Origin of the sequence: Paenibacillus harenae DSM 16969 (assembly GCF_000422465.1) — a bacterium.
Taxonomy (GTDB): Bacteria; Bacillota; Bacilli; order Paenibacillales; family Paenibacillaceae; genus Pristimantibacillus; species Pristimantibacillus harenae.
In genome coordinates this window covers 447,724-471,060 of sequence record NZ_KE383845.1, presented here as the reverse complement: position 1 = coordinate 471,060, position 23,337 = coordinate 447,724, and the positions used below count along the sequence as shown (strand labels likewise).

Genomic DNA, 23,337 nt, shown 5'->3' with positions numbered 1-23,337 from the left:
AGGATTTTGTGTTTGATTACAGCTTCAAGCCTTTTAAGCCTGTTAACTTGTCCGATTTGCCTGCTCGCTGGCGCAGCCCCTTTCCGGCTTCGCCTAACCCGGGTTTTTTTGCAGTTTGGAAGGATTGTTGATCTTGTAAGGGACCGGATGCTTCGTAAGCTTCTTGGCCACGATTTTGCACTCGAAGGCGAGCGTGTCCCCGACCTCAAGCTCCAGCTTCTTGAGCGTGGAGCTGTGGCTTGACCAAACCGGGCCGACCTCCAGAGCAGGTTCAAGAATAGCGGCCGCTTCATAAATAATGACTTCATCCTCGGTGTCGGAGAAGTTATTCGGAACGGTCGTAAATTCCTTAACGACTGCGGTCATTTTCACCTTTTCTTCCGGGAGCTGCAGCTTTTGCGTTTTTTCTTTTTTCGCTTTCCCCTTTGGCGGCTCAGCGGTAACGGCCTCTTCGGCTGCCGATTCTCCGATTGCCGTTTCTTCGGAAGCTGTTACTTCGGTTGCCGCTTCCGCAGGCTTGGCCGCTTCGGTTGAAACGTCCGCTGCGGTCATTTCCTCGGCTGCGGGCTCCTCGACGATCTCCTGTCCGGCTGATCTGTCAGCTGCGGCCGATTGCTTCGCGCCGTAGCTTGACGCCTGCATCTCTTTCAAATAGGAAGGGTGAATGCAGTGCAGCCGGCTGTTGTCGAATTGAATGACCGCCGCCATATCGTCGACGTAACCGATGATGCTGCAGGATACGTTCAATCCGTTTCCTTTGTAATAGAAATTTTTGGTCTTGGATGCTTTCTCCGATAGCAAGCCCCATTCCTTGCACTTGGCAATCTGTGCCGCTTCATCCTCGAAGACGTTATATGTCAGCGGCGCTATGACGAATTGATGTACCAACTCTCGTACCTCCTGCGCTCATTAATGAATTTGATATAGCCACACTATACCATGATACGCCTGCTAAAGAAATCAGGAGAAAATTTCATTATCTTGCTAACCTATTCGCAAAAACGTACAGATGGCTGCCGCAGGGGGTATACTGTGGATGGAGGTGAACGGAATGCAGCAAGCAGGCGACGAGGGAATGACGGAAGCGAAGTGGCACGCCATTATTCACAACGATGCTTCCTACGATTTCCGGTTTATATATGCCGTCAAGACGACGGGGATTTTTTGCAGACCTTCCTGCAAATCCAAGATGCCGAACAAAGAGAACGTACTTATTTTTCAAAATGCCGAACAAGCGCTGTCCGCCGGATACCGCCCGTGCAAGCGCTGCAAGCCGACGGGAGAGCGCCTGCCTGACCAGGAATGGGTTTCTCAGATAACGGCATGTATCGACAGGAACTATAACGGGAGCTTGACGCTGGAGGCATTAGCCGATATGTGCCACGGCAGCCCTTATCATCTTCACCGGACGTTCAAGAGAATCAAGGGCATGACGCCGGTCGAGTACATTCAGCAAGCGCGGATGAACAAAGCGATCGAGTATTTGACGGTTACGAATAAAACCGTTTCGGACATTGCGCTGAACGTAGGCATGCCGAATACGCCTTATTTTATCACGTTGTTCAAGAAGAAAACCGGGCATACGCCGGCGGACTACCGGCGGATCATCCGGAAGAAGTCGGAGGGATGAACAGTGAAAAAGGATGATACGACGATCTATTGGTCGTTGCTGGAGCATGGAGAATGGAGCCTGCACATAGCGGCTTCAACTAACGGGCTTTGCTATATAGGCTCGCAGAATAAGCCGTTCGATGAGCTTCGCGACTGGGCGGCCGCCCGATTCCCCGGCAGCGGGCTGGTCCGGGACGATGATCGGCTGCAGCCTTATGCGGCGGAGCTTTCTGAATATTTGCAGGGCGAGCGCAAGTCGTTTACTCTGCCCTTTGATTACCGCGGCACGGCGTTTCAGCTTGCGGTATGGCATGCGCTCTGCGGAATCCCGTACGGGCAAACGATGTCTTATTCGGATATTGCGGAGCGAATTCAGAAGCCTGCAGCCGTACGGGCGGTCGGAGCGGCGATCGGCGCGAATCCGATCCTGATTACGGTCCCGTGCCACCGGGTTGTCGGCAAGAACGGTTCGCTTACCGGGTACCGCGGCGGCTTGGATATGAAGACGCGTCTGCTGCAATTGGAACGGGAAAGCATGTAGGGCGGAGAGATGAAGACATCGTATTTTTATAAAAACCCGAAGACGATTCTAAATAAAGGGACAGGCTTCCTGTCCGATTACAGCCATTCTCTTAATCCTTATACGGGCTGTTCCTTTGGCTGCTCCTATTGCTATGTCCGCCAAATGCCGGTCGCGGCCTTCCGGAAGGAGGAGTGGGGGACCTGGGTGGATATTAAAAAGGAAGCGGCTGACGTGCTGCGCAAGGAGCTGGCGCGGGCCAAGCGGAAGGGCAAAGTGACGATCTTCATGTCATCAAGCACGGACCCGTATCAGCCGGTCGAATACAAAGAGCGGGTGACCAGGTCGCTGCTGGAGGCGATGGCGGACGATCCTCCCGACTTTTTATTCGTCCAGACGCGCAGCCCGCTTGTCCGCAGGGATATCGACTTATTGCTGCAATTAAAAGATAAGGTCCGGGTCAGCATGACGGTGGAGACGGACCGGGAGGATATGCGCAAGATTTTCACGCCGGACGCTCCGCCTATTCCCGCCAGGTTAAAGACACTGCAGCTGCTGGCCGATGCGGGAGTGCCGGTTCAGGCGACGGTTGCTCCGGTGCTGCCGAGCAGCGAGCATTTCCCCGAGCTGCTGAAGTCGCTGGTCGACCGGGTGTGCGTAGACGATTATTTCATGGGGGACGGCAGCGGGGGAAAGCGGACACGGCAGTTAGGCATTCAATCGATGTACGAGAAGCTGGGCCTCGGGGAGTGGTACGGTCCTACGGCTTACCGCAAGGTGTACGACGAGCTCCGGAAAGTCTTCCCGGAGGGACGGGTTTATTTGAGCCAGGAGGGCTTTGCGCCATGACGGAAGTGTAAGCTGTGTCTTGCGAAGCACGGCATGATACATCGCACGATAACCGGATCCAAGGAACGATACACGGTGCGATAAACGATACGATACAAACCATGATACGCGGTGCAATAAACGGCACGGTACGCTACAACGCAATACACGGTACGATCCACGGTGCGATACACGATGGTGAATTGGAGTAACGTGAATATGAAAAAGGGCGTGCAAATGGATATTCCATTTGATACGCCCTTTTTTACCTATTGAACCTGAACCTGGCACCGCAACCGTACAATTCGGACATCTTTGACAACAACGAATCTTCTGCCCGACTTCCCTGGCGGCATTAGCTTAAGACTGCGATTCAGCGGAACTCCAGAATGGCCATGGCATGGCATTCCAATACGGGAACCGTATAACTGACAGCGGATAGGCCGGATGCTGCGTCGCTCTGCTGCTGAACGAACGGTATATCCGTTCCCTGCGGCGCCAGATATACACGCTTAACGGGGGCCGGTACGCGAATCGTTACGTTCACGTTGTGAATCGGCACAATATCTTCGATGATTTCCACGCTGCTGCCGCGCCGGACGGGGGAAGCGTAGATCAGATGGTTAATCCAGCGGTTCTGCCGCTCCTGCTTCCGGAGGGTAACGATGCCCTGCGCCGGCAAATTCGTCTGCACCGTGGGCTCGGCAAGCAGCTTATCCAGGGCGAAGCGAACGGCCTCCTTCAGAACAAGGCTGCCCTTCGTCGCATATTCTTCGAACACGTTCCAGGCTAAATAGATGCCGTGCCTCCCTTCGGTCATCGCAGGTCCAGCAGGCTCCGGACGATTCGGCGTATGGCGGTGGGAGGAGAACGTGAAGAGGTCGCGATTGAAATAGGAGTTCTCGCGTTCGCCCCACACAGTAGCGTCCGGCGCCGCTTCTATTTCCTGTCCTTGCTCATACATGACGTATGAGGCAGGCAGCAGAGGCCCAGGCTGAAAGTCCGGCCGGAAATAGCTTGGCCTATTCGCGTTGGCGCCGATCCATCTGGCTCCCAAATCAACGACGAACGAACCTTCCGTATTTAAAGCCGATTCTCCGGAAGCGAAGATTTTCCCTCCCTGCTCCACATAGGCTTCCAGCTTGCTTGCAAGGCCGCCGTCGGACCGGATCCGGTCCGGAAGAATAAGGAGACGGTAGCGTGAGAAGTCGGATTCCTGATCTACAACATCAAAGAGATAATGACCTTCGAGCAGCATGCGCACCGCTCCGGCATCGGAATTCGCATGCTCGGTTCTGCCGGCGACCGACTCCAGGCTCAGCAGAGCGATGTCGGCGACTGCCTCGGTGCCGGCGCACCAGGCTTCCTTCGCTTCAAGCTCGCCGTAAGCTTCCCCGATGAGCGCATAAGTAGCCTCATCCATTAAGCCGTTCGGATGCAGCTGGTCGCCGATGGAACAGCGCGCTCCGTTCGCTATGCTAAGCGAGGCTTCGTAACGGAGCGCATTCGGATGCTTATACCCGCCGAACTCGCCCCAGGACAGGTGGAACTTTCCCGTCATGCCAAGGAAATCCATGCCGAGCGTGTCCGCATAGCGGGCGGATAATGGAAAATGGTCATAGCCCCAGCCGCCTGTCGGCAGCGACTCCAGCTCCAAATGTCCGTTCAGGGCCGCGAGATCGCGGCGTCCGCGGGTGATATGTCCGCCGTTGTGGAACACGCGCAAATCCGGCTTGTAACGGTGGACGGCTTCATTTGTTCTGCGCGCGTAGTTCAGATAGGTCCGCTCCCACAGCGCTTTCATCGCGTCATCGTCGCGAGGGTCGCCGCCTTCGCTCCGGACGGCTTCCACGCAATATTGGCAATAACACGAATGGATGCCGACGATGTCGAGGAAGATGCCGTCGGCATCATACCGCTGTACGACCTCTTCGATTTGCGCAACCAATACATCCAAGTATGGGGTATTCATGCAAAATAAATGATAACCCGGCTCCATAAAGCCCTGCACCCAGGAGGTGCGGTCATCGCGGCTGCGGTTCAGCCACTCGGGGTGCTTGCGTGCCAGCTTCTCGTCGAGTCCTGCGGACAGATAGACCGGTGTTTTAACCCCGATTTCATGCGCCGCCTCGATCTGGGCGCCAAGCAGATCGAAGTCGAGATGAGGATGCGTCTCGTTGGCCTCGCTGGGATGATAAGCCCAGCCGTGATGGCATTTCGAGAAGACGGTAATCGAATCGACATGGCCGCTCTTCAGCATCGCCTGGAACTGTGTTTTGTCAAACGACTTGCCTATGTCCCGGATCGCTTCTGAGGTATGGAAATCTAAGTGTACTTGACGAAATTTCATGTGTTATAACCCTCCATCCATAGGTTTGGCGCAGCGTCTGCGGGAGGTGCGGAAAGCGTATACTCCTCTGCTCCCGTTCACTGCGATACGTTTAATATAGTTTTTTTGAACGAAGAAATGGAGTGTGATTTGCGACTTTGTATAGCACGATTCCGACTAATGTGGAGTATAATGAATGGAAAGGGACAAGCAAAGGAGAGATGCGAAAATGGAATGTCTGGAGCTGGCGATACCGCCGCTGCCGCAATGTCTGACGGTCGGATACAGCAAGTGGATGCCGGGGATGCAGCATTTTGAGCGTAACTTTAATGTTTACGATCTGCTGATCGTGAAGAGCGGCTGCTTCTATATGACCGAGAATGACGTGCCTTATGCGCTTGGCGCCGGGGATATTCTTCTGCTTGAGCCGGGAAAGACACATGTCGGGCATCGGCCGGTCGAAGTAGAGACGGAGGTTTACTGGACGCATTATTTGCATGCCAGTCCGATTAGAAAGCTCAGGCAGGACCAAATCCCCTGGTCGTATATATTGACCAGAGGTACCGATATCGATCAACTGCCTTCCGAGCAGTATGTGTATGTGCCCAAGCAGATGCGGACAGATCTCAGGCATTTGCTTCCGATCCTGGATGAGATGGTGGATCTGCACCGGATGTTTTCCGTCAAAAACGCGTTCCGTTTGCAATTGCTCTCCGCGGAGCTGCTGCACCGGCTGCAGCTGTCTCTCTCGGCAGGGAGGCATGAACGTTCCCGGCAGCTGTCCGATCAGATCGAGGATTATTTGCTGCGCCGCCATCCGCTGCCCTTCGACGGTCCTTTAATGGAAAGCGAGCTGCATTTCAACATCGATTACATGTCCCGCTGCCTGAAGCGGCATACCGGGTTAAGCCCGCTGCAATATGCGCATCGGCTTCAAATGCAGGATGCTTGTACGCTCCTCCGGCAGACCGATTTGTCTCTGCAGGCCGTCGCCGAGCGTGTCGGGCAGCCGAATGTCAATTATTTTGTCCGTTTATTTCGTCAAAACCTGGGCATTTCGCCGGGCCGTTACCGTTCCCAGTATAAAAGCCTGATTTAATGGGGATGGGCTAGGTGATGATTTTGAACGCATGCCGGATAATATCGCCGCGGCTGATTATGCCGACGAGTACGCCGTTCCGTTCGATAGGCACCTTCTTGATTTGTTTTTGTCCCAGAATCGTCGCGATCCGGTCGATATCCTCCTCCCAGGGGGCGGTTACGACCTTCTTTTTGGCAATGGTCATCACGTTTAAGTCGAGAATCCGTTCAACCTTTTCTTCAAAGGCTTCCGCGTCGCTGATCACGGTGGAATAGTAGATGAGGTTGACGACACGGTCTTCTTTTTTGCCGATATACCGCATAATGTCGCCGTCGCTAATGTAGCCGACGATCTCGTTCCGGTCGTTGACGACAGGCAGCCCGCTGATCCGATGCTGGATGAACCGTTCAATGACCGAGCGTACGGTATCGTACTCTTTCACTTTGTACACGTTGCGGATCATGATTTCATGAGCTTGCATAATTTCATCCCCTTTTTGGCCTAAATCGGATGGCGGCTAACCCTATCGGAACGGAACCAAAGCCGATCAATTAGATAGGTTTATAACCTATTAACTTAACATAATGATAGTAGATTATATCTTTATGCACAATGATGTGGTTTGGCTACTATTAAAACGTACGCAAGCGCGGAAATCAAGACTCGGGTCGAATACCGGTTATTGAAGGCGAACGATTTGAGAGAGAAAGGTTGAATCATTGTGATACAACGATTGATCCACGAATATAAGGATAATATTGGACTTTCTCTGTAAGAAAGAGAGGGCTGCCTGCATGTGGATCAGCTGGGGGAAGAAGGTTAGTTTTAAAAGCAAGCTGCTGATCGGGGTTTCAGCGATCATTTTCTTTACGGTCAACCTGACCGGACTCATCTCCTATCAAACCCATCTGCGGTTATTTGAGGAGGAAGTAACGGAACAGTATGTTAAGGCCAGCGAGCAGGCGATGATGCAGCTGGAGCTTCGTATTCTGGAGATGTACCGCATTTCGAACTATATTGTGTTTAATCCGACGATTGAAAAAATTATAACAAAGCTGTCCGCCTTTAGAGAGGAGCTATCGCATGCGGAACGCCACTTCGAGCAGGAGCGAATCGCGGACCAGCTCCGGCAGGTCAAGTTTGATGCTCCGCAGCTGCTCTCGCTTTATATATACGATTTAACCGGTACGAACTATTATTACAGCCTTATGAAAGAAACGGTCGAGCCGCTCAGCCAAGCCGCTTTTAATGAAGTGTACATCGCCTTGGCTTCTTCTAATGGGGATTTGGTATGGATGCGAAGATCTATTCCCAGTCAAATAGAGAAAAGCGGGCACAGGGACGTCATTATCGCGTCTCGCTGGATGAAAGCTAGCCAAGGCGAGAACTACGGATTGCTCGTCATGGTCATCAATGAAGCCTTCTTGACCCGTTCGTTCCGTGAAATCGAAAGCGGTGACGATGGGCGCGTCTATTTATACGATCAGCGGGCCAAGCTCCTCTATACCGATGGACCCGAGGAAGATACGGAGGGACTCGAGAGGTTATTAAACGGCACGAATAGCAGTAAGATTAAAGATCAGGGAGATACGACTTATTTTTATACCTCCGTCTATTCGAAAGAAATATTGTTTACGCTGATCAGCCGGGTTTCGCTGTCGTATATATTCCGAGATAGCCAATTGATCCTAAATATCAGCTTATGGCTCGGACTCCTCAGTATTTGCTTAAGCAGCATGCTCATTGTTTTGTTGAGCGGCCGATTGCTGTCGCCTCTTAAGGAGCTGGTACGGGCGATGCGTAAGATGAGGGAAGGGAATTTCGATATTCGGATACGCTCCCGCACGAACGATGAACTTGGTTTTCTGGGAGAGAGTTTTAACTCCATGGCATCCAGCGTACAGGACATGATTCAAAAGGTATATGTGAGCCAGATCAGTGAAAGGGAAGCGGAGCTGAAGGCGCTGCAGGCGCAGTTGAACCCTCATTTTCTGTACAACACCTTAAACGGGCTCTATTGGAAGCTGTACATTCAGAACGACTTGGATTCGGCCAATCTGGTGTTTTCGTTGTCGAAGCTGCTCAAGTATTCCCTGGAACGGATTAATAAGAGAACCACGCTTCGCGAGGAGCTGCAGCAGGTGGAGAACTATTTGCGGATTCAGGCGGCCTTTCTGGAAAATAGCTTCGATGCACGCATCCGCGCGGCTGAGGATGTGTATGACTGTGAAATTCAACGTCTGCTGCTGCAGCCGCTTGTAGAGAATGCGTTCGTCCATGCCTTCAAGGACCTGACATCGTCCAAAGTGCTGGAGATTCGGGCCTGCCGGATCGATGATTTTTTAAAGATCGAAATTGAGGATAACGGATGCGGGATGAGCAAGGAGCAGGTGGAAGGAATTTACGCTCATAAATTTACAGGGGAACGAGACTCGTTAGGCGTGCAAAGTGTCCTGCGTCGTATTAATTTGGTATATGGGCTGCCCTATCGGTTGGAGATTACAAGCAGCGTCGATCAAGGAACAACGGTGCATTTATATTTGCCCTTAAGGGGGGTTGAACAATGTTGACCGGAAAACTGCTGCTGGTAGAGGATCAAACGTTATTCAGAAAAGGGCTCCGTAAGATGATTGAGGATCATCCATTAGGCTGGACGGTGATTGGAGAGGCTGAGAACGGACATGAAGCGCTTGAGTTGGTGGAAGCGCTGCAGCCGAACCTGGTGCTGACGGATATTCGAATGCCGGGAATGGATGGAATTGAGCTGGCGGAGCATATCTATAACAAGTATGCGGAAACGGACGTTATTATTTTGACCGGTTATGATGACTTTAAATATGCACAGAAGGCCATTCGCTTCGGAGTCATCGATTTTCTGCTGAAGCCGTGCAATGATCGAACGTTGATGGATGTGCTGCATAAAGCCCATAAGCGGCTGGAGTCCTCTTTGCGAGAAAGGGAGGAGCGGGAGGCGGATCTTCGCATGAAGGAGGAAGCGCTGCTGCGGGCGTTGCTTCTCCGGCTGCCCGGTACCCGCGGGGCGGAGCATCGGATGAAATCATTGGTGGGCGGGAAAAGGCTGCTGTTTATCGCGGTGAAGGATTATTTTCCTGCGAATAAACATTATGGGCCGGGCGATTTGGGCCTTCTGCAATTCGCCTTGTTCAATATCTTGACGGAGCTGATGCAGCAGCATCAACTAAATAGACAGCTCATTTCACTCGAATTCGACCGGTTGTGCTTCATTGTTGACGATAGCGGCGAGGCGAATACACTCGGCCGTTTGATGGAGGAAGCGGTGCAAGCCTATCTCGGCATCGGTCTGACGGTAAGCTTGACCCCTCCGGCTGCAAGCTTGAACGATCCGCCTTCGCTGTACGAATCGTTCATTATGAAAGAAGCTTCGGCCTCGAAACGAAAAGGGGCGGAATCTGCCGTGTTGTCCAGCGGAACGGCAAGCAGGCAGCGAGTGAAGGAGCTGCAGACGCAGCTTACCGGCGGCATACTTCTCGGACAGCCTGATAAGCTGGATGACCAAATAAGCGAGCTTGTGTCTAAGATCGGTTCGCTCTCTCCCGAGGATGCCAAGATGGAGGCGCTGGCTCTAGCCTTTGCGATGAATAGTGTGATGAAGCAGCAGCTGGAGCAGTCCGGAGAGACACCGGGCTTTGCCGAGCAAATCGAGCGGCTGCAGAGTTTGCGATCGGAGCATGCCGCGGCAGAATGGGCTCTTGTCGAAGCGGGAAAATTCATAGCGGGATTTGAAGAATGGAGACTTCGCAACAACGAGAGCATCATCAGCCGTTCTCTCGATTACCTTGACAAACATTACATGGAAACCTGCTCGCTAATGGAAATGGCCGGGATGTTTAAAGTCAGCCAGGCGTATTACAGTAAAATGTTCAAGAAGGTGACCGGCGACAATTACAGCGCTTATTTGACCAAAATTCGGATGCAAAAGGCCGTGCTGCTGCTGATGAATACGGATATGAAGGTGTCCTCCGTCGCCGCCTCCGTCGGCTATGATGATCCGAATTATTTTACGAACGTGTTCCGCCTGCTTCATAAGATGTCGCCGAGCGACTTCCGCAAGCAGTTCAAGAGTTAGTGTTCTGTATGCCGTTTTGAGGGGGATCCTCGAAACGGCATTTTTAGTTGGGCAGTTCAAAAAATTACAGGTTTTGATCCTGTAATTCAAGGCAGCGCTTACAAAATACCGCTAATATGAACTCATAAAGGGTTATAAGCAGATGAGGTGATGTAGGTGGCTGTTCGACCAAGCCAGACGGACGCGATGTCCGAAACTCGAACGAGCAATCGGCTTAAACCAAGCACGGTCAGATTAATCAAGCAAAACATTCCGCTAATGATTATGTTTTTGCCGGGACTTCTGTTTTATATCATTTTTAAATACGCGCCAATGGGCGGCATTATTATTGCCTTCAAGGACTTTAATCTACGCGACGGCATCTTTGGAAGCCCCTGGGTCGGGATGGACAATTTCGTTCAGCTGTTCAACCAGGCGCAGTCCCTCCAAATTATCCGCAATTCGTTCATGATCAGCATTCTTGGCCTTGCCGTCGGGTTTCCGGTACCGATCATTCTGGCGATAATGTTAAACGAGGTTCGCAAATTGTGGTTTAAACGCGTCGTACAGACGCTTGTCTATTTACCGCATTTCCTATCATGGGTTATCGTCGGCGGAATCGTCCTTTCGTTGTTCGCTTTAGAGTCAGGAACGATTAACCGCTGGCTGGAAGGCATTATCGGAGAACCTTACCCCTTCATGTATGAAAAGGTTTCCTGGCTGATCATTTATTTGGGCTCAGGCGTATGGAAGGAAATGGGCTTCGCGGCTATCATCTACTTAGCGGCTTTGGCGGGTATCGATCCTCACTTGTACGAAGCAGGCAGTATTGACGGTGCGAATAAATGGCAGCAAATGCGGCATATCACGATTCCCGGTATCAGTACGACCATCATCCTCCTGTTAATATTGTCCGTCGGCAAAGTGATGGATGTAGGCTTCGATCAAATTTACAATTTGCAAAACGCCGTCGTGTCTGACATCGCGAACGTCATCAGCCTCTACATTTATCAAATCGGGATTCTTCGAGGACAATACAGCCTGACGGCGGCAATGGGTATATTTGAAAATCTCGTCGGCCTTGTTCTCATCTTGTTGGCGAATTATATCGCCCGTAGATTCAATCAAGGCTTATGGTAAGGAGGAGTGCGGATGAAATCGACCTTGGGAGAAAAGGTGTTTTACGGCGTTAATTATTTCGTCCTGCTCTTGCTCGGATTAAGCTGCCTGCTGCCTTTAGTGCACATTCTGGCCTTATCGATGAGCGACGCGCATGCGATCATGTCCGGAAAAGTGTCATTTCGGCCTGTAGGCTTCACGATGGAATCCTTTCAATCTCTGTTCCAAGGAACGCGTATATTGGATTCGCTCAAAAACAGCATTGTCATTACGGTCGTAGGAATAACGCTCGCGATGATTGTCACGATTCTAACCGCTTACCCGCTGGCCAGGAAATATTTTATCGGAAGACGCTTTTTCATGCTGGCCTTTCTGTTCACGATGATGTTCGGCGGGGGCACGATTCCCAATTATCTGATTATGAAGGCGCTGGGCATCATCAACACCTACTGGGCGCTCTGGCTGCCGGCCTTAGTAAATACGTATAATCTGTTGATTCTGCGGACGTTCTTCTTGGGGATCCCCGAAGAAGTCGAGGATGCGGCCCGAATTGACGGCTGCGGCGAGTGGAGGCTGCTCGGTTCCATCATTCTTCCGCTGTCGCTGCCTGTGCTGGCTACATTAACTCTGTTTAACGCGGTCGGATTTTGGAACTCATTCTTGGCCGTTCTGATCTATATCAACGATACGCAACTATACAACCTGACCGTTCTCGTGCAAAACATGATTCAGAGCCAATCCGTACTCCAGGAAGTCGTCGCGTCACAAATGATGCAATCCGACGACACCGCTCAGATTACTCCGGAAGGGATCAAAGCCGCCGGCATTATCACTTTAATGGCGCCGATGGTGATCGTTTATCCGTTTGTTCAGAAATATTTTGTGAAAGGCGCGCTGCTGGGCTCGGTTAAGGGGTAAAGCTTGCGGAATATAACTTTGAGCAGGGGGGCTGCGAATGAGAGCATAAGCAACGTTGAATCCGATTGGCGTATGAATTCAATCCTGATAAAAAAGGGGAATGACGATGAAAAATACGGTTAATCCATGGTTTGCAAGAATAGCGTCGCTGCTCTTGGTCTCAGTCTTGCTGCTTGCCGGCTGCTCCCAAACGCCGGCACCGGCTGAACCTGAGGGCGGGACGGAGACGGATGAAGAGACTTCCGTGAACACGCCTGAGGCCAAAAAAGATATTTCCGTAACCGTCTACGACCGGGGCTCCGTCCCTGCTGCAGAAGGAACGATAGAGGACAACCGCTGGTCCAAATGGTTAAACGAGCAAGGTCCGGCAAATGTAAAGTTTGTTGCGGTTCCGCGGTTTGAATCTCAGCAGAAGCTGAATGTGTTATTTGCTTCCTCGAGCGCTCCCGATTTGATATTCGAGTATGCGCCTCATATCAAGAATCCGTTGATCGACCAAGGACTGCTTATGCCGCTAGATGATGTCATCGAAGAGTACAGTACGACGTATAAGCAAATGCTGGAGCAATATCCGGCTCTGAAGAAGGTCGGTACGAAGGCGGACGGCAAAATTTACGAGTTCGCGCGGTTGGCCGAGGTTTATCCGATCCATGCCCTGCTGATCCGTGAGGATTGGCTGAAAAAGCTGGATTTACAAGTTCCCCAAACGACCGAGGATCTTTACGAGGTTGCCAAAGCATTTGCCGAGAATGATCCCGACGGTAACGGCGAAAAGGATACCTACGGCATCGCGATAAGCTTGCAATCAGGTCAAGTGGTTGACCAAATCTTTCAAGCGACCCGTTGGGTGGTGAAAGACGGGACGGTAACCCGGAACTGGGATAACTTTACGGCTGTGACTGACTTTAAGAAGCGGTTGTTTGATGAAGGCATCATCGATAAAGATTTCTTGAACGATAAGAACGGTGCGAAAGCGAAGCAGGATTTCGTTAACGGCAAGGTCGGCATTTACCCGCTGCAGATCAACTGGGTCAGCTTCGCCCAGAATGAACTGACAACTCTAAAGAAGAACGTGCCGGACGCCGTCGTGACGCCGATTCCTTATCCGAAGAGTCCGGCAGGTCAGTTTAATCCCGCTTTCTCGAATCCGGTTCAAGCGACAGCCGTAGTCAATGCCAGTACAAAAAACCCGGATGCGGTCATGAAATACATCGACTTCCTGGTGAAGCCCGAAACGGCGAATACGCTGAAAAACGGTATCGAAGGCGAGCATTGGAAGGTTGGAGCCAGCGGCTGTCCGGAACCGGTGAGCATGGATAAGCGCAAGGCAGAGGTGTCATGGAACGGCGACTTCCAGATGATGAGCAGCACCATTCTCGATACGAAGTGCGGCAAGCTTGAGACAGGGTTCAACCTGAGCGACCCGGTGCAGAAGGAAGGCTTCGACATGTACAAAAAAGCGATGCAAATATACACCGATCCAAGCAAACCGTATGTCGAAATCACTCACCCTGAGCATATGCCGCAGCTTCCCGAGGATATTGAAGCGATCTCCGGACCGATGGTGAAGCCGATAGACGATATGTTCATCAAAGGGATTTTGGGCGGCAAAGGGTATACGGCCGAGCAGACAACGAAAGATGCGAAGGATATATGGGACAAAGGGAACGGCAAAATGATAGAGGACTGGTTCAAGCAATGGTATGAACAAGACAGCGGTAATGCATTCTTGGCGAAGGATATTTACGAGGTCATGGAGCAGCAGCAGTCTCAAAAGTAAGGTTTGGAAAAAGGGACGCACCAGGCAAGCGGCAGTTGTGTCCCTTTCCCATTCCAAAGAGATTGAAAGCGCATACAACATGTGGGAGGGTCATCATCATGAAGCTACGCAAAATTATCGCCTTAATCTGCTTGTGGTCGCTCCTTGCTACCCTTGGATTCCCTGGGCTGGCAACTCATGCCGAAGAGAACGGGTTTGTCGATGAGATGAACGACTTTACTCGAGTCTTGCAACGCTCGAATATACGGATTGAGACGGCGGATCAGTCCTATTTCGGAAATGACGCGAGCCGTATGGTCCGAAACACAACGGCCACCGGATATATGCTATACAAAACTGCAATGCCGATCAACAGTTTTACGGCTTACAGCTATTCCTTTATAGGCGCAGGCATGCCGCTTGTCGGGCATCGCTTCTATGCGTCTGCCGACGGAGCGGCCTTTACCGAAGTGAATCCGTCGGTGTTCAGCTCCGGCGCGCCGGTGTCGAACTGGCAGCTTGTCATTTATGAGGACGCTCAAGTACCGTCCGGTACGCAATATTTGAAAATCGAATTCATCGGAGCTGCCAAAGCTTGGACGCCTCAGTTATCCAAGCTGGTCATTAACCAAAACGTCAGTTCGGTCATTGCGGATCCGCCGAACGGTCTGATCGGCGACCAGCCGCTTACCGTTGCCTTGAGTTCGGCAACGCCGGGAGCATCCGTATTCTATAAACGGAATGCCGATACCGAATATACACCATATACGGGTCCATTGTCGCTTACCGAGTTTACGACGCTGGACACGTATGCTGCCAAGGAAGGACTCGTGGCAAGTCCGGTCAAAACCTACAAGTATTATGCGGAAGCGGATATGCTGATCGACCGCTATGGCCAGGTCAGAACGGCCGATTTTCCGGCAAAGGTGACCGACGATGCGCAGCTGCTGGCGGACGTATCGGCGGATCAAGCCTATTACGGAGGTCTTGCGATTCCGTCAGACTTCGATGAGATTGGCGGTTTAAAGGGCAGCAAGGAAGCGCTCCAATTGGAAGCCAAAGGATTCTTCAACATCCAGCAGGCGAACGGCAAGCCGATTCTGGTTTCACCGAGCGGGGCGGCTTATTTCAGCGTAGGGATGAACGGGATTACGAACAATGAAACCTTCACCTTGCTCAAAGGCCAGGAAACGAAGTTCGAATGGGTGCCGTCCTACGACGGCGAATATCGGGGTGCCTTCCAAGGCTCGCAGGACGTATTTTCATTCTATATGGCGAATAAATACAAGAAAACCGGGTCGTTTCCGACGAATGCGGAGTTTTTTGCGGAGGCGGTCGATCGGCTCAAAAAATGGGGCTTTAACAGCGCAGGCGCGTGGGGCTCGGGAACTTTGTCGGCGCAGAACGGCTTGCCGTATACCCTTGTGCTTCCTCTCAACGGCATGAGCAAGCCGAGTGAAATTAAAATATTCGACATTTTTGCCGACGATGCGGAAGCCAGGATTGATGCTGCCTTTTCTGCAACGCTGCCTGCCTTAAAGGACGATCCTTTGCTGATCGGGTACTTTGTCGATAACGAATACCATTATGAGAAGTTTTTCACCGCGGTTCCAAAGCTGAAGGCCAGCAAAACGGGAATTAAGAAACGGTTGGTCCAGATGCTTCAGGAAAAGTACGTCGATATTGCGGCCTTTAATACGAGTTGGGAGACCGATTATACCGGCTTTACGGATTTAAACGAAGCGGATTTGTATATCGATACGGCGTCAGCCGGCAAGGATATCGAGGACTTCTTCCGGTTATATCTGGACACGTATTACAGTACGGTCAAGCGTCTCTTTGCCAAATACGATACGAACCACCTGCTGCTCGGCGACCGGTGGCTTACCCTGCCGATGATGAACACGAAGATTCGGGGCATTTTGGCCGAGGAAGCCGGTAAATATATGGACGTCATCAGCATTAACCACTATGCGCCTAACCTTGATGTGACGATGCTGAACGAGATCTATACGAAGTCTGGCGGCAAACCGATTATGTTAAGCGAATGGAGCTACGGCACGGCGGAGCAGGGGCTCGATCCGATTGTGGCGGGAGCTGCCGCGAATGAACAAGAACGCGCTTGGCGTTATCGCAATTATGTCGAGGGAGCGGCTTCTCTCGGTTATATCGTCGGTACGCACTGGTTCGACTATGTAGACCAGGCGGCTACCGGACGCTGGTTCGAAGGCACGACCGGGGAACGCTACAACACCGGATTGATTAACGTGGCGGACCGGCCATACAAGACCTTTCTGGACGGCGTGATGCAGACGCATCATGATATTTACGATGTCATGCTCGGCGTGAAAGAACCGTTTTACCACGATTTCGGCGATGAGACGCCGGGCGGCGGTACGGGGAAAGATCAAATTATGAACATCCCTTATACGTCCGTGCCGATTCCGCTCGACGGGGAAATGAACGGCTTTCCGGAAGGGACTGAAGGAAAAGCGACGTTAACGGTCGACAATCGGGTCGGGGGCACCGGCGGAGACGACATTACCGCGGATTATGCCTTCGCGTGGGATGAGCAGCATTTATATGTGACGGCCCAAATTAACGAACAGACGCCGATGATGAACAATAACCCGAACAGCAACGTATGGAAGGGCGACGGCGTGGAATTGTTCTTTGGTCCCAGCGAGCTGGAACAGATCGGTCCTCTACTGTACGACGACCGGCAGATCATTATGAGCGCGGGCCCGGGGCTTGAACCGGAGTCCAACTTCTGGTTATGGTTTAACACCGGACGCCAGCGCCCGATCCAGATGTTCAGGAAAGCGGCGGCGGACGGTCAGGGCTATGTGCTTGAAGCCGCAATCCCATGGGAAGCGGTGCGGATGCAGCCGGAGAGCGGCCGGGAATTATTATTTGATTTCGGGTTTAACGAAAGCGAAGACGGAAACATCCGGAAGCGGCAGTACGAATGGAACGGCACGAACCGGAACAACCTTGATCGCGGACTTTGGGGCAATGCCAAGTTGATCGGGGCCAGCGATGAAGCCGGTCCCGTCGTTACCGTAACGGGAGTCGAGAACGGCGGCGAATATACGGATCAAGCGACGCCGATCGTGATTGTCGAAGACCCGGACAGCGGAGTGAAGCAAACCTCGATCCGGTTAAACGACTCGGATTGGATCAGCGGTACAGAGATAACGCAACCAGGGGCCTACGTGCTGACGGTAGAGGCGGAGGATAACGCATCCAATCGGGCTTCGGCGCAGATAAGCTTTACGGTATACGCCTCTACGATGCTTGCTGTCGCGCAAATAAACGGGGTGTATAGCGATCCGGCAAAGCTGGAGGCGACATTGACTGACAGGGACGGTATCCCGATCTCCGGGGAAACGGTGTCCTTCCTGGTAGACGGCCAATCGGCGGGAACGGCCGTAACCAACGAGCAGGGAACGGCGGAGCTTACGTATCCGGTTCAGCTGGGTGCAGGATCGTATACGGCAGCTGCCGGATATGCCCAAAGCGAGAGTCATTATCTTCGCGGCTCGTCTTCATCGTCGTCGCTTACGGTGACGCCTGAAACTTCTGCGATTGCTTATCAGGGCGACCGTCTCGGATCGACTGCTCAGCCTGTCAGGCTTGCGGCGCAAGTGTCCGAACCATCCGACGGCAGTCAAGGGAATCTCAGCGGGCTCACGGTCACCTTCTCGGTATATGCAATCGAGCCGAACGGGTCCAAGACACCGGTTGTCCTTCCCCCGGATGAAGCTGAGGCTTTAACCAACGCAGAGGGGCTTGCCTCCTCCATGTCGGAGCTGCCGGCCGGATTATATGAAGTGAGCGCCGTGCTTTCAGACAATCCGTATTATTTAGGTGCCGCTTCGGCAGCTCATCTTGCCGTGGCAGGTACGGCTTCCAAAGAACTCTTAGTGAAAGGATACGTGGAGCTTCCATCCGGGTTTAGGCCGGACGCCGGCTGGAAAGAGAAGCTGTATGTAGATGCGGAGTTCAAAAACGGCGTTCAAAAACATTGGACCTTGAAAGCAAACGCCGTAAGCCAGAAGATCGACGTTCGATCTGACTGGATCGTTACAGTTAGCGGAAAAGCTTATATGCAAGGCTTGCTGCGGATAAACGGGGAGGAGTACGCGATCCGGTTCATGACGCAGGAAGCGGTAGCAGCCGACGGCCGCATAAGCATCCAGCTATGGAAAGGGCAAGCGAATCGCCCCGTACCGGAATTTGAGCTTCTCCATGCCGATTTCAATGGCACGATCAAAATCAAGTAACAGGTCAATTGTCCCGTCCCGCAGCCGCTGCGGGACGGTTTTTTTTGGATCTTGAATGTCCGGTCGCCGGAAGGCGGAACAACTCCAATTGCATTTATTTTGCTAGGAAGTGCGAAACGGATGATAGACATTCATAATGACACACTATATTAATGAAGAATTAAAATCGGAGGGCGTGCCGGTAACCGTGATGACCGGCCGGGAAATCCGGGTGCATGACGATCTGCTGGATGCCTGGGAAAGGATGGAGCAGCAATGAAGCCTGTATCATTCAGGAAACCGCTTGCGGACATGCCTGCCAATAGCCCCCTCCCTCGGTATTGCGCCGCCTGCTTTCATACTTTCATGTGGTAAAAAAATACTAGTCGCTTTGTCGACTCGTCAGATTTGCAAGCGAATTTTTAATTAAATAATGATGATTTAAGTAATCGGGCGCAAATTTTCGAATGAAAAAGCTCGATTCTTATTTTTTTTTCGAATAATAAACCGTTTTCATGCATCGCAACGATTATAAACGAAGCTTGCGAATAATGTCGAACATCATTCTCATGTCAGCTATTTATAGGACACTGACCTATAGTCCCGCTTTTGGCGGAAAAACGCGTTCTTGTTTTACAAAATTGGAAAAGCCGCAGAAAATTGGAAACGGAAACAACCTTAATTTTACAAGGGATGCACTCGGTTTATAACTATACTGAATGTGTCTGGAGGCGGATTGGCCATAAAAGCGCATAAAGCGCTTTCAGTTGACAAATTTATCTAATTTGGCACGGAAAGCGTATAGATTAATAAATTATAAAAGCATAAATTAGGAGCGAATTCTTATAAGAACCATTTATAAAATGAGAAGGAATGTCTAAATGACAACATGTCTTTATTCCCTCAAGAATTATAATAATCTGTGGCATACTAGGTTCACGGATCAAATAAGTTCGAAAATTATATTTTACTAATATTAAAACCTCTTAATGAAGCTTGTATTATTTGTCGATTTGTAGCAATCTTGAATGAACGAGAAAGTTGAAAAATGGAGGGTGTCAAAGATGAATGTTTCGAATGTGGAGCAGAAGCGGGTGCGGCTGAAGCAATTTTTGAAAATACTATCCGAAGATCCTTCTCTATTGAATCAAGAGAGGCAAGCGGGTTCTAGATCGTTAGCTGAGCTTCTTATGTTCACCGGATATACGCCCCGGAACGAACCCGTTGATATGGCTGAGCTTGTATCGCTGCTGCTCAAGAAGGTGGGACATGAGGCCTGCTCGGAAGATATAATGCAGCACGTCATGAATGGCGGGACGGTCGATGAGTTTATGAATAGTAGTAAATAAGCAGTTAAATACGTGATTAGGAAGTATCAGACTTGATGCTTCTCTTATAAAAACATAAAAAAACCATGCCTAAAAGTTCGCGTTTTGAATAACTTAAAATATTAATATTCACTAGGAATAATTAATCATAAACATAATTGGCAGAATGACTTAACTAGTAACGGAGGAAACGAGTTGGAATTAAAACGATATTGGATCATCATCAAAAGAAGGCTGTTAATGATTGCTTTGATTATTGCAGTAAGTTGTCTAACCATCGGCATTTACTCCTATTACTTCATCGAAAAGCAGTACGAGGCTTCCGCTACGCTAATCGTCAACGAATACAGGGACAGCAGTACGCTGCTGCCAACAATAAACGCAGGCTCCATTAACTCCACGATCGGACTCATCAAAACCTATAAACAAATCATTAGAACGCCTCGCATAATGAAAAAAGTCCTCGAAGAGTACCCGGATCTTGCTAATACGTATGGTGAACTCATTGGTAAGGTTAGCGTCAGCTCGTTTAATGAAACCCAGATCATGACCATAACCGTCCGGGAAGGCTCCTATGAGAAGGCGGCCAAAACCGCCAACGCCGTTGCGATCGTTTTTCAAAAATCGGTTCCTGAGCTGATGAAGGTTGACAATGTTGCCGTCTTGGACCAGGCCGATCCGGCAGAGATGCGCGGCCCGATAGCTCCGAATCCGAATACGAATATTGCCGTCGCATTCATACTGGCTTTGATGGCGAGCGTAGGCCTTACCTTCCTTCTGGATCATTTGGATGACACGATTAAGGATCAGGAAGATATCGAGATGCTCCTGGGAGTTCCGATATTGACTTCAATTCCGAAGTATACAGAAAGAGATGCCACACGGGGCGGCAAAGCCTCGTTAACGCCAAGAACCGGGAGGGGAAGCAATGTCTCGCTTGACACATAAATGGAACCTTATTACGGAAAGAAATCCGACATCGCCAATCTCTGAAGGGTATCGGGTGCTGCGGACAAACATCGAGTTTTCAACGATCAACCACAAGCTGCAAATCATTATGGTCACCTCTTCTAAACCGGGCGAAGGAAAAAGCACGACATGCGCCAATTTGGCGATCACTTTCGCTCAAGCGAACAAACGGGTACTGGTAATCGATGCGGATTTGCGAAAACCGGCACAGCATCGCATTTTCTCCATTTCCAACCATATAGGCCTGACAACCGCCTTGTTCAATCAACAAGAGCTGCAGGATGTCATCCAGCATACGAATACGGAGAATCTGTCAATCATTGCCGCAGGCCCGACACCTCCTAATCCATCTGAACTGCTGTCGTCGAAGCAAATGGCGGCGCTGCTTGAGAAAGTAAGGGAAACATTCGATGTGATCATCATCGACACACCGCCGATCATGTCCGTAACCGACGCTCAAATCGTTGCGACCCAAAGCGATGGCGTCGTTCTGGTCATCAGCTCGGGAAAAGTGGAGAAAGAAGTTGCGCTCAAAGCGAAGGCTTCTCTTGAGCATGTGCAAGCCAATCTGATCGGCGTCGTTCTCAATAACATTAACCGGAATCACTCGGAATCCTATTCCTATCATATTCGGAGCTAGCAACGACGCTTAGCGTCCTATACGCCGGATAAAAGCTAAGCTTACTTGGAAGGTAATGTCTCCTGCACCTCTATCACCGGAGGCACTCGGTCATGCTGTGGGTCAAAGAACCTTAGACGTTTATCGTCAAGGGCGTGACGTGAGGAAGGGTTTAATGCCCTATTCATTTTTACTTTCTTTACCTTGGATTTTTTTCTAAAAATCCGAGCTATGCTCTCAGAGACAAGGAAAGCATAGCTCGCATTTTTAGCATTTTGGAACAATGCGAACAAAAAAAATATAGAGGATAGGGTGAAGTCAATTGAAAAAAGTGAGAAAAGCCATTATTCCTGCTGCAGGGCTTGGTACCCGGTTTTTGCCGGCGACGAAAGCGATGCCGAAAGAAATGCTTCCAATCGTTGATAAGCCCACCATTCAGTACATCGTAGAAGAAGCCATTGAATCAGGTGTAGAAGACATCATCGTCGTAACGGGTAAAGGTAAACGTGCGATCGAGGATCATTTTGATATCGCGTTTGAGCTGGAGTATACGTTGGAGAGTAAAGGGAAGTTTGATATTTTGGAAAAGGTGAGAAAATCATCCAATGTAAATCTCCATTATATAAGGCAAAAAGAAGCGAAAGGGCTTGGTCACGCCGTATGGTGCGCCCGCAATTTTATCGGAGACGAACCGTTCGCCGTGCTGCTTGGCGACGATATCGTAGAGGCCGGCGTTCCGTGCACCAGGCAGCTGATTGAGCAATATGAACAAACCGGACGTTCGGTTATCGGCGTTCAAACCGTTCATGCGGATCAGACAAACCGATACGGGATTGTCGATCCTGGAGAGACGATGGGCCGCTTGTATCAAGTAAACCGTTTTGTGGAGAAGCCTCCGAAAGGACAAGCTCCATCTAACTTGGCCATTATGGGCCGCTATGTACTGACCCCGGAAATATTCGATTATCTAGGGCAGCAAGAAATTGGCGCAGGCGGAGAGATTCAGCTGACCGACGCGATTCAGAAGCTGAATATGGATCAAGGCGTTTACGCCTATGACTTCCAAGGCAAGCGCTATGATGTGGGCGAAACACTTGGCTTTATTATGACAACGGTCGATTTTGCGCTCCGGAATAACGAGCTTCGAAATCCGCTCTTAAGCGAGCTTGGAGAATTGTTGGAGCGGGAGCTTGGGAAACAATTAATTGGCATAGGAGGTGAGTAATCAGATGAATCCGCAGTATCGCGATGAAGTGGTATTGAACACTCCTAATGACTATAGGAGTTCCGTGACTTCGGTGTTCAAACGTACCATTGACGTATTTGGTTCGCTGCTTGGATTGTTTCTGTTATGTCCGCTGTTTGTCCTCGTTGCCATCCTGATAAAAATAGAGGACCCGAAAGGCTCCGTATTATTCTATCAAACAAGGATCGGCAAGAACGAGAAGCCGTTCCGGATGTATAAATTCCGCTCCATGGTAAGCAATGCTGAAGAAAAGCTAAAGGATCTGCTCGCTCAGAACGAAATTCAAGGAGCTATGTTCAAGATGAAGAACGATCCTCGTATTACGAGAATCGGGAAGTTCATCCGTAAGACAAGCATCGATGAGCTCCCGCAGCTGATCAATGTGCTCCGGGGCGAAATGTCCTTGGTCGGTCCGAGACCTCCTCTTGTAAGGGAAGTTGCGGAGTATACCGATTACGACAAGCTGCGTTTAACGGTTAAACCTGGTTGTACGGGACTTTGGCAGGTAAGCGGCCGCAATGAATTAAGTTTTAATGAAATGGTTGAGCTGGATTTGAAGTATATCCAAAATCGGAGCGTCGGGCTTGATTTGAAAATCATATTCAAGACATTCAGAGTGCTCCTTGGGGCAAAAGATGCATTCTAAGGCGGAAAATGG

General features: G+C 50.7%; 19 protein-coding genes. 16 read left to right on the top strand and 3 right to left on the bottom strand.

The features are described from left to right. Positions 1 to 93: 93 nt before the first annotated feature. Entirely contained in the window at positions 94 to 888 is a 795-nt protein-coding gene (locus H581_RS0129975) for a hypothetical protein (RefSeq protein WP_029192476.1), read from the bottom strand. A gap of 148 nt (positions 889 to 1,036) precedes the next feature. Here H581_RS0129975 and H581_RS0129970 point away from each other — a divergent pair, with 148 nt between their 5' ends. The 3 genes from H581_RS0129970 to H581_RS0129960 are packed head-to-tail and all read left to right on the top strand — an operon-like array spanning position 1,037 to position 2,980. Next, a complete protein-coding gene (locus tag H581_RS0129970) occupies positions 1,037 to 1,630 on the top strand; it encodes a bifunctional transcriptional activator/DNA repair enzyme AdaA (RefSeq protein WP_029192475.1) in 594 nt (197 codons plus the stop codon). A gap of 3 nt (positions 1,631 to 1,633) precedes the next feature. After that, positions 1,634 to 2,152 carry a methylated-DNA--[protein]-cysteine S-methyltransferase gene (locus H581_RS0129965; RefSeq protein WP_029192474.1) on the top strand — a complete coding sequence of 173 codons (519 nt, stop codon included), beginning with the start codon at positions 1,634 to 1,636 and terminating at the stop codon, positions 2,150 to 2,152. A 9-nt stretch (positions 2,153 to 2,161) separates the two neighbouring features. Continuing rightward, the gene (locus tag H581_RS0129960) at positions 2,162 to 2,980 is read left to right on the top strand and encodes an SPL family radical SAM protein (RefSeq protein ID WP_029192473.1); all 819 of its coding nucleotides are present in this window, start codon (positions 2,162 to 2,164) and stop codon (positions 2,978 to 2,980) included. Positions 2,981 to 3,332: 352 nt separating this feature from the next. On the opposite strand, the gene H581_RS0129955 is transcribed toward H581_RS0129960, so the two are convergent. Continuing rightward, on the bottom strand, positions 3,333 to 5,309 hold the full coding sequence (locus H581_RS0129955; protein WP_029192472.1) for a beta-galactosidase trimerization domain-containing protein: 1,977 nt from the start codon (positions 5,307 to 5,309) through the stop codon (positions 3,333 to 3,335). Positions 5,310 to 5,484: 175 nt separating this feature from the next. Here H581_RS0129955 and H581_RS0129950 point away from each other — a divergent pair, with 175 nt between their 5' ends. Beyond that, positions 5,485 to 6,387: a helix-turn-helix transcriptional regulator gene (locus H581_RS0129950; protein WP_245600195.1), complete on the top strand. Its 903-nt coding sequence runs from the start codon at positions 5,485 to 5,487 to the stop codon at positions 6,385 to 6,387. A 10-nt stretch (positions 6,388 to 6,397) separates the two neighbouring features. Here H581_RS0129950 and H581_RS0129945 read toward each other — a convergent pair whose 3' ends face one another. Continuing rightward, positions 6,398 to 6,850 carry a CBS domain-containing protein gene (locus tag H581_RS0129945; protein WP_029192470.1) on the bottom strand — a complete coding sequence of 151 codons (453 nt, stop codon included), beginning with the start codon at positions 6,848 to 6,850 and terminating at the stop codon, positions 6,398 to 6,400. 313 nt (positions 6,851 to 7,163) lie between these two features. Between H581_RS0129945 and H581_RS35825 the strand changes: the two genes are divergently transcribed. The 12 genes from H581_RS35825 to H581_RS0129885 all read left to right on the top strand — a co-directional run bounded on the left by H581_RS35825 (position 7,164) and on the right by H581_RS0129885 (position 23,325). After that, a complete protein-coding gene (locus H581_RS35825; protein WP_051251465.1) occupies positions 7,164 to 8,939 on the top strand; it encodes a sensor histidine kinase in 1,776 nt (591 codons plus the stop codon). After that, a complete protein-coding gene (locus H581_RS0129935; protein ID WP_051251464.1) occupies positions 8,933 to 10,477 on the top strand; it encodes a response regulator transcription factor in 1,545 nt (514 codons plus the stop codon). Before H581_RS35825 ends, H581_RS0129935 begins: the two co-directional genes overlap by 7 nt. Positions 10,478 to 10,663: 186 nt before the next feature. Further along, a complete protein-coding gene (locus H581_RS0129930) occupies positions 10,664 to 11,596 on the top strand; it encodes an ABC transporter permease (RefSeq protein WP_036720519.1) in 933 nt (310 codons plus the stop codon). Positions 11,597 to 11,608: 12 nt separating this feature from the next. Continuing rightward, positions 11,609 to 12,493: a carbohydrate ABC transporter permease gene (locus H581_RS0129925; protein ID WP_029192467.1), complete on the top strand. Its 885-nt coding sequence runs from the start codon at positions 11,609 to 11,611 to the stop codon at positions 12,491 to 12,493. Positions 12,494 to 12,599: 106 nt separating this feature from the next. Further along, entirely contained in the window at positions 12,600 to 14,273 is a 1,674-nt protein-coding gene (locus H581_RS0129920) for an extracellular solute-binding protein (protein WP_156889723.1), read from the top strand. 98 nt (positions 14,274 to 14,371) lie between these two features. After that, positions 14,372 to 18,538 carry a sugar-binding protein gene (locus tag H581_RS36755; protein ID WP_051251463.1) on the top strand — a complete coding sequence of 1,389 codons (4,167 nt, stop codon included), beginning with the start codon at positions 14,372 to 14,374 and terminating at the stop codon, positions 18,536 to 18,538. Between the two features lie 136 nt (positions 18,539 to 18,674). Next, a complete protein-coding gene (locus H581_RS39420; protein WP_281169585.1) occupies positions 18,675 to 18,797 on the top strand; it encodes a hypothetical protein in 123 nt (40 codons plus the stop codon). Positions 18,798 to 19,581: 784 nt separating this feature from the next. Beyond that, a complete protein-coding gene (locus tag H581_RS0129905; RefSeq protein WP_029192465.1) occupies positions 19,582 to 19,866 on the top strand; it encodes a hypothetical protein in 285 nt (94 codons plus the stop codon). A gap of 174 nt (positions 19,867 to 20,040) precedes the next feature. After that, complete coding sequence (locus H581_RS0129900) at positions 20,041 to 20,793, top strand: YveK family protein (protein WP_029192464.1); 753 nt, start codon at positions 20,041 to 20,043, stop codon at positions 20,791 to 20,793. Next, positions 20,774 to 21,454: a CpsD/CapB family tyrosine-protein kinase gene (locus H581_RS0129895; RefSeq protein WP_029192463.1), complete on the top strand. Its 681-nt coding sequence runs from the start codon at positions 20,774 to 20,776 to the stop codon at positions 21,452 to 21,454. The genes H581_RS0129900 and H581_RS0129895 overlap by 20 nt, the downstream gene beginning before the upstream one ends. A gap of 301 nt (positions 21,455 to 21,755) precedes the next feature. Further along, positions 21,756 to 22,658: a UTP--glucose-1-phosphate uridylyltransferase GalU gene (galU, locus tag H581_RS0129890; protein ID WP_029192462.1), complete on the top strand. Its 903-nt coding sequence runs from the start codon at positions 21,756 to 21,758 to the stop codon at positions 22,656 to 22,658. Positions 22,659 to 22,662: 4 nt separating this feature from the next. After that, positions 22,663 to 23,325, top strand: a complete 663-nt coding sequence (locus H581_RS0129885) for a sugar transferase (protein ID WP_036720515.1) — start codon at positions 22,663 to 22,665, stop codon at positions 23,323 to 23,325. The last annotated feature ends 12 nt before the right edge of the window (positions 23,326 to 23,337 follow it).

Bases quoted from the DNA above. Each gene is read 5' to 3' on its own strand.
- H581_RS0129960 (WP_029192473.1), top strand. From the start codon at position 2,162: ATGAAGACATCGTATTTTTATAAAAACCCGAAGACGATTCTAAATAAA.
- H581_RS35825 (WP_051251465.1), top strand. From the start codon at position 7,164: ATGTGGATCAGCTGGGGGAAGAAGGTTAGTTTTAAAAGCAAGCTGCTG.
- H581_RS0129925 (WP_029192467.1), top strand. From the start codon at position 11,609: ATGAAATCGACCTTGGGAGAAAAGGTGTTTTACGGCGTTAATTATTTC.
- H581_RS0129885 (WP_036720515.1), top strand. From the start codon at position 22,663: ATGAATCCGCAGTATCGCGATGAAGTGGTATTGAACACTCCTAATGAC.
- H581_RS0129920 (WP_156889723.1), top strand. From the start codon at position 12,600: ATGAAAAATACGGTTAATCCATGGTTTGCAAGAATAGCGTCGCTGCTC.
- H581_RS0129955 (WP_029192472.1), bottom strand. From the start codon at position 5,309: ATGAAATTTCGTCAAGTACACTTAGATTTCCATACCTCAGAAGCGATC.
- H581_RS0129895 (WP_029192463.1), top strand. From the start codon at position 20,774: ATGTCTCGCTTGACACATAAATGGAACCTTATTACGGAAAGAAATCCG.
- H581_RS36755 (WP_051251463.1), top strand. From the start codon at position 14,372: ATGAAGCTACGCAAAATTATCGCCTTAATCTGCTTGTGGTCGCTCCTT.
- H581_RS39420 (WP_281169585.1), top strand. From the start codon at position 18,675: ATGACACACTATATTAATGAAGAATTAAAATCGGAGGGCGTGCCGGTA.
- H581_RS0129930 (WP_036720519.1), top strand. From the start codon at position 10,664: ATGTCCGAAACTCGAACGAGCAATCGGCTTAAACCAAGCACGGTCAGA.
- H581_RS0129945 (WP_029192470.1), bottom strand. From the start codon at position 6,850: ATGCAAGCTCATGAAATCATGATCCGCAACGTGTACAAAGTGAAAGAG.
- H581_RS0129935 (WP_051251464.1), top strand. From the start codon at position 8,933: ATGTTGACCGGAAAACTGCTGCTGGTAGAGGATCAAACGTTATTCAGA.
- H581_RS0129970 (WP_029192475.1), top strand. From the start codon at position 1,037: ATGGAGGTGAACGGAATGCAGCAAGCAGGCGACGAGGGAATGACGGAA.
- H581_RS0129950 (WP_245600195.1), top strand. From the start codon at position 5,485: ATGGAAAGGGACAAGCAAAGGAGAGATGCGAAAATGGAATGTCTGGAG.
- H581_RS0129905 (WP_029192465.1), top strand. From the start codon at position 19,582: ATGAATGTTTCGAATGTGGAGCAGAAGCGGGTGCGGCTGAAGCAATTT.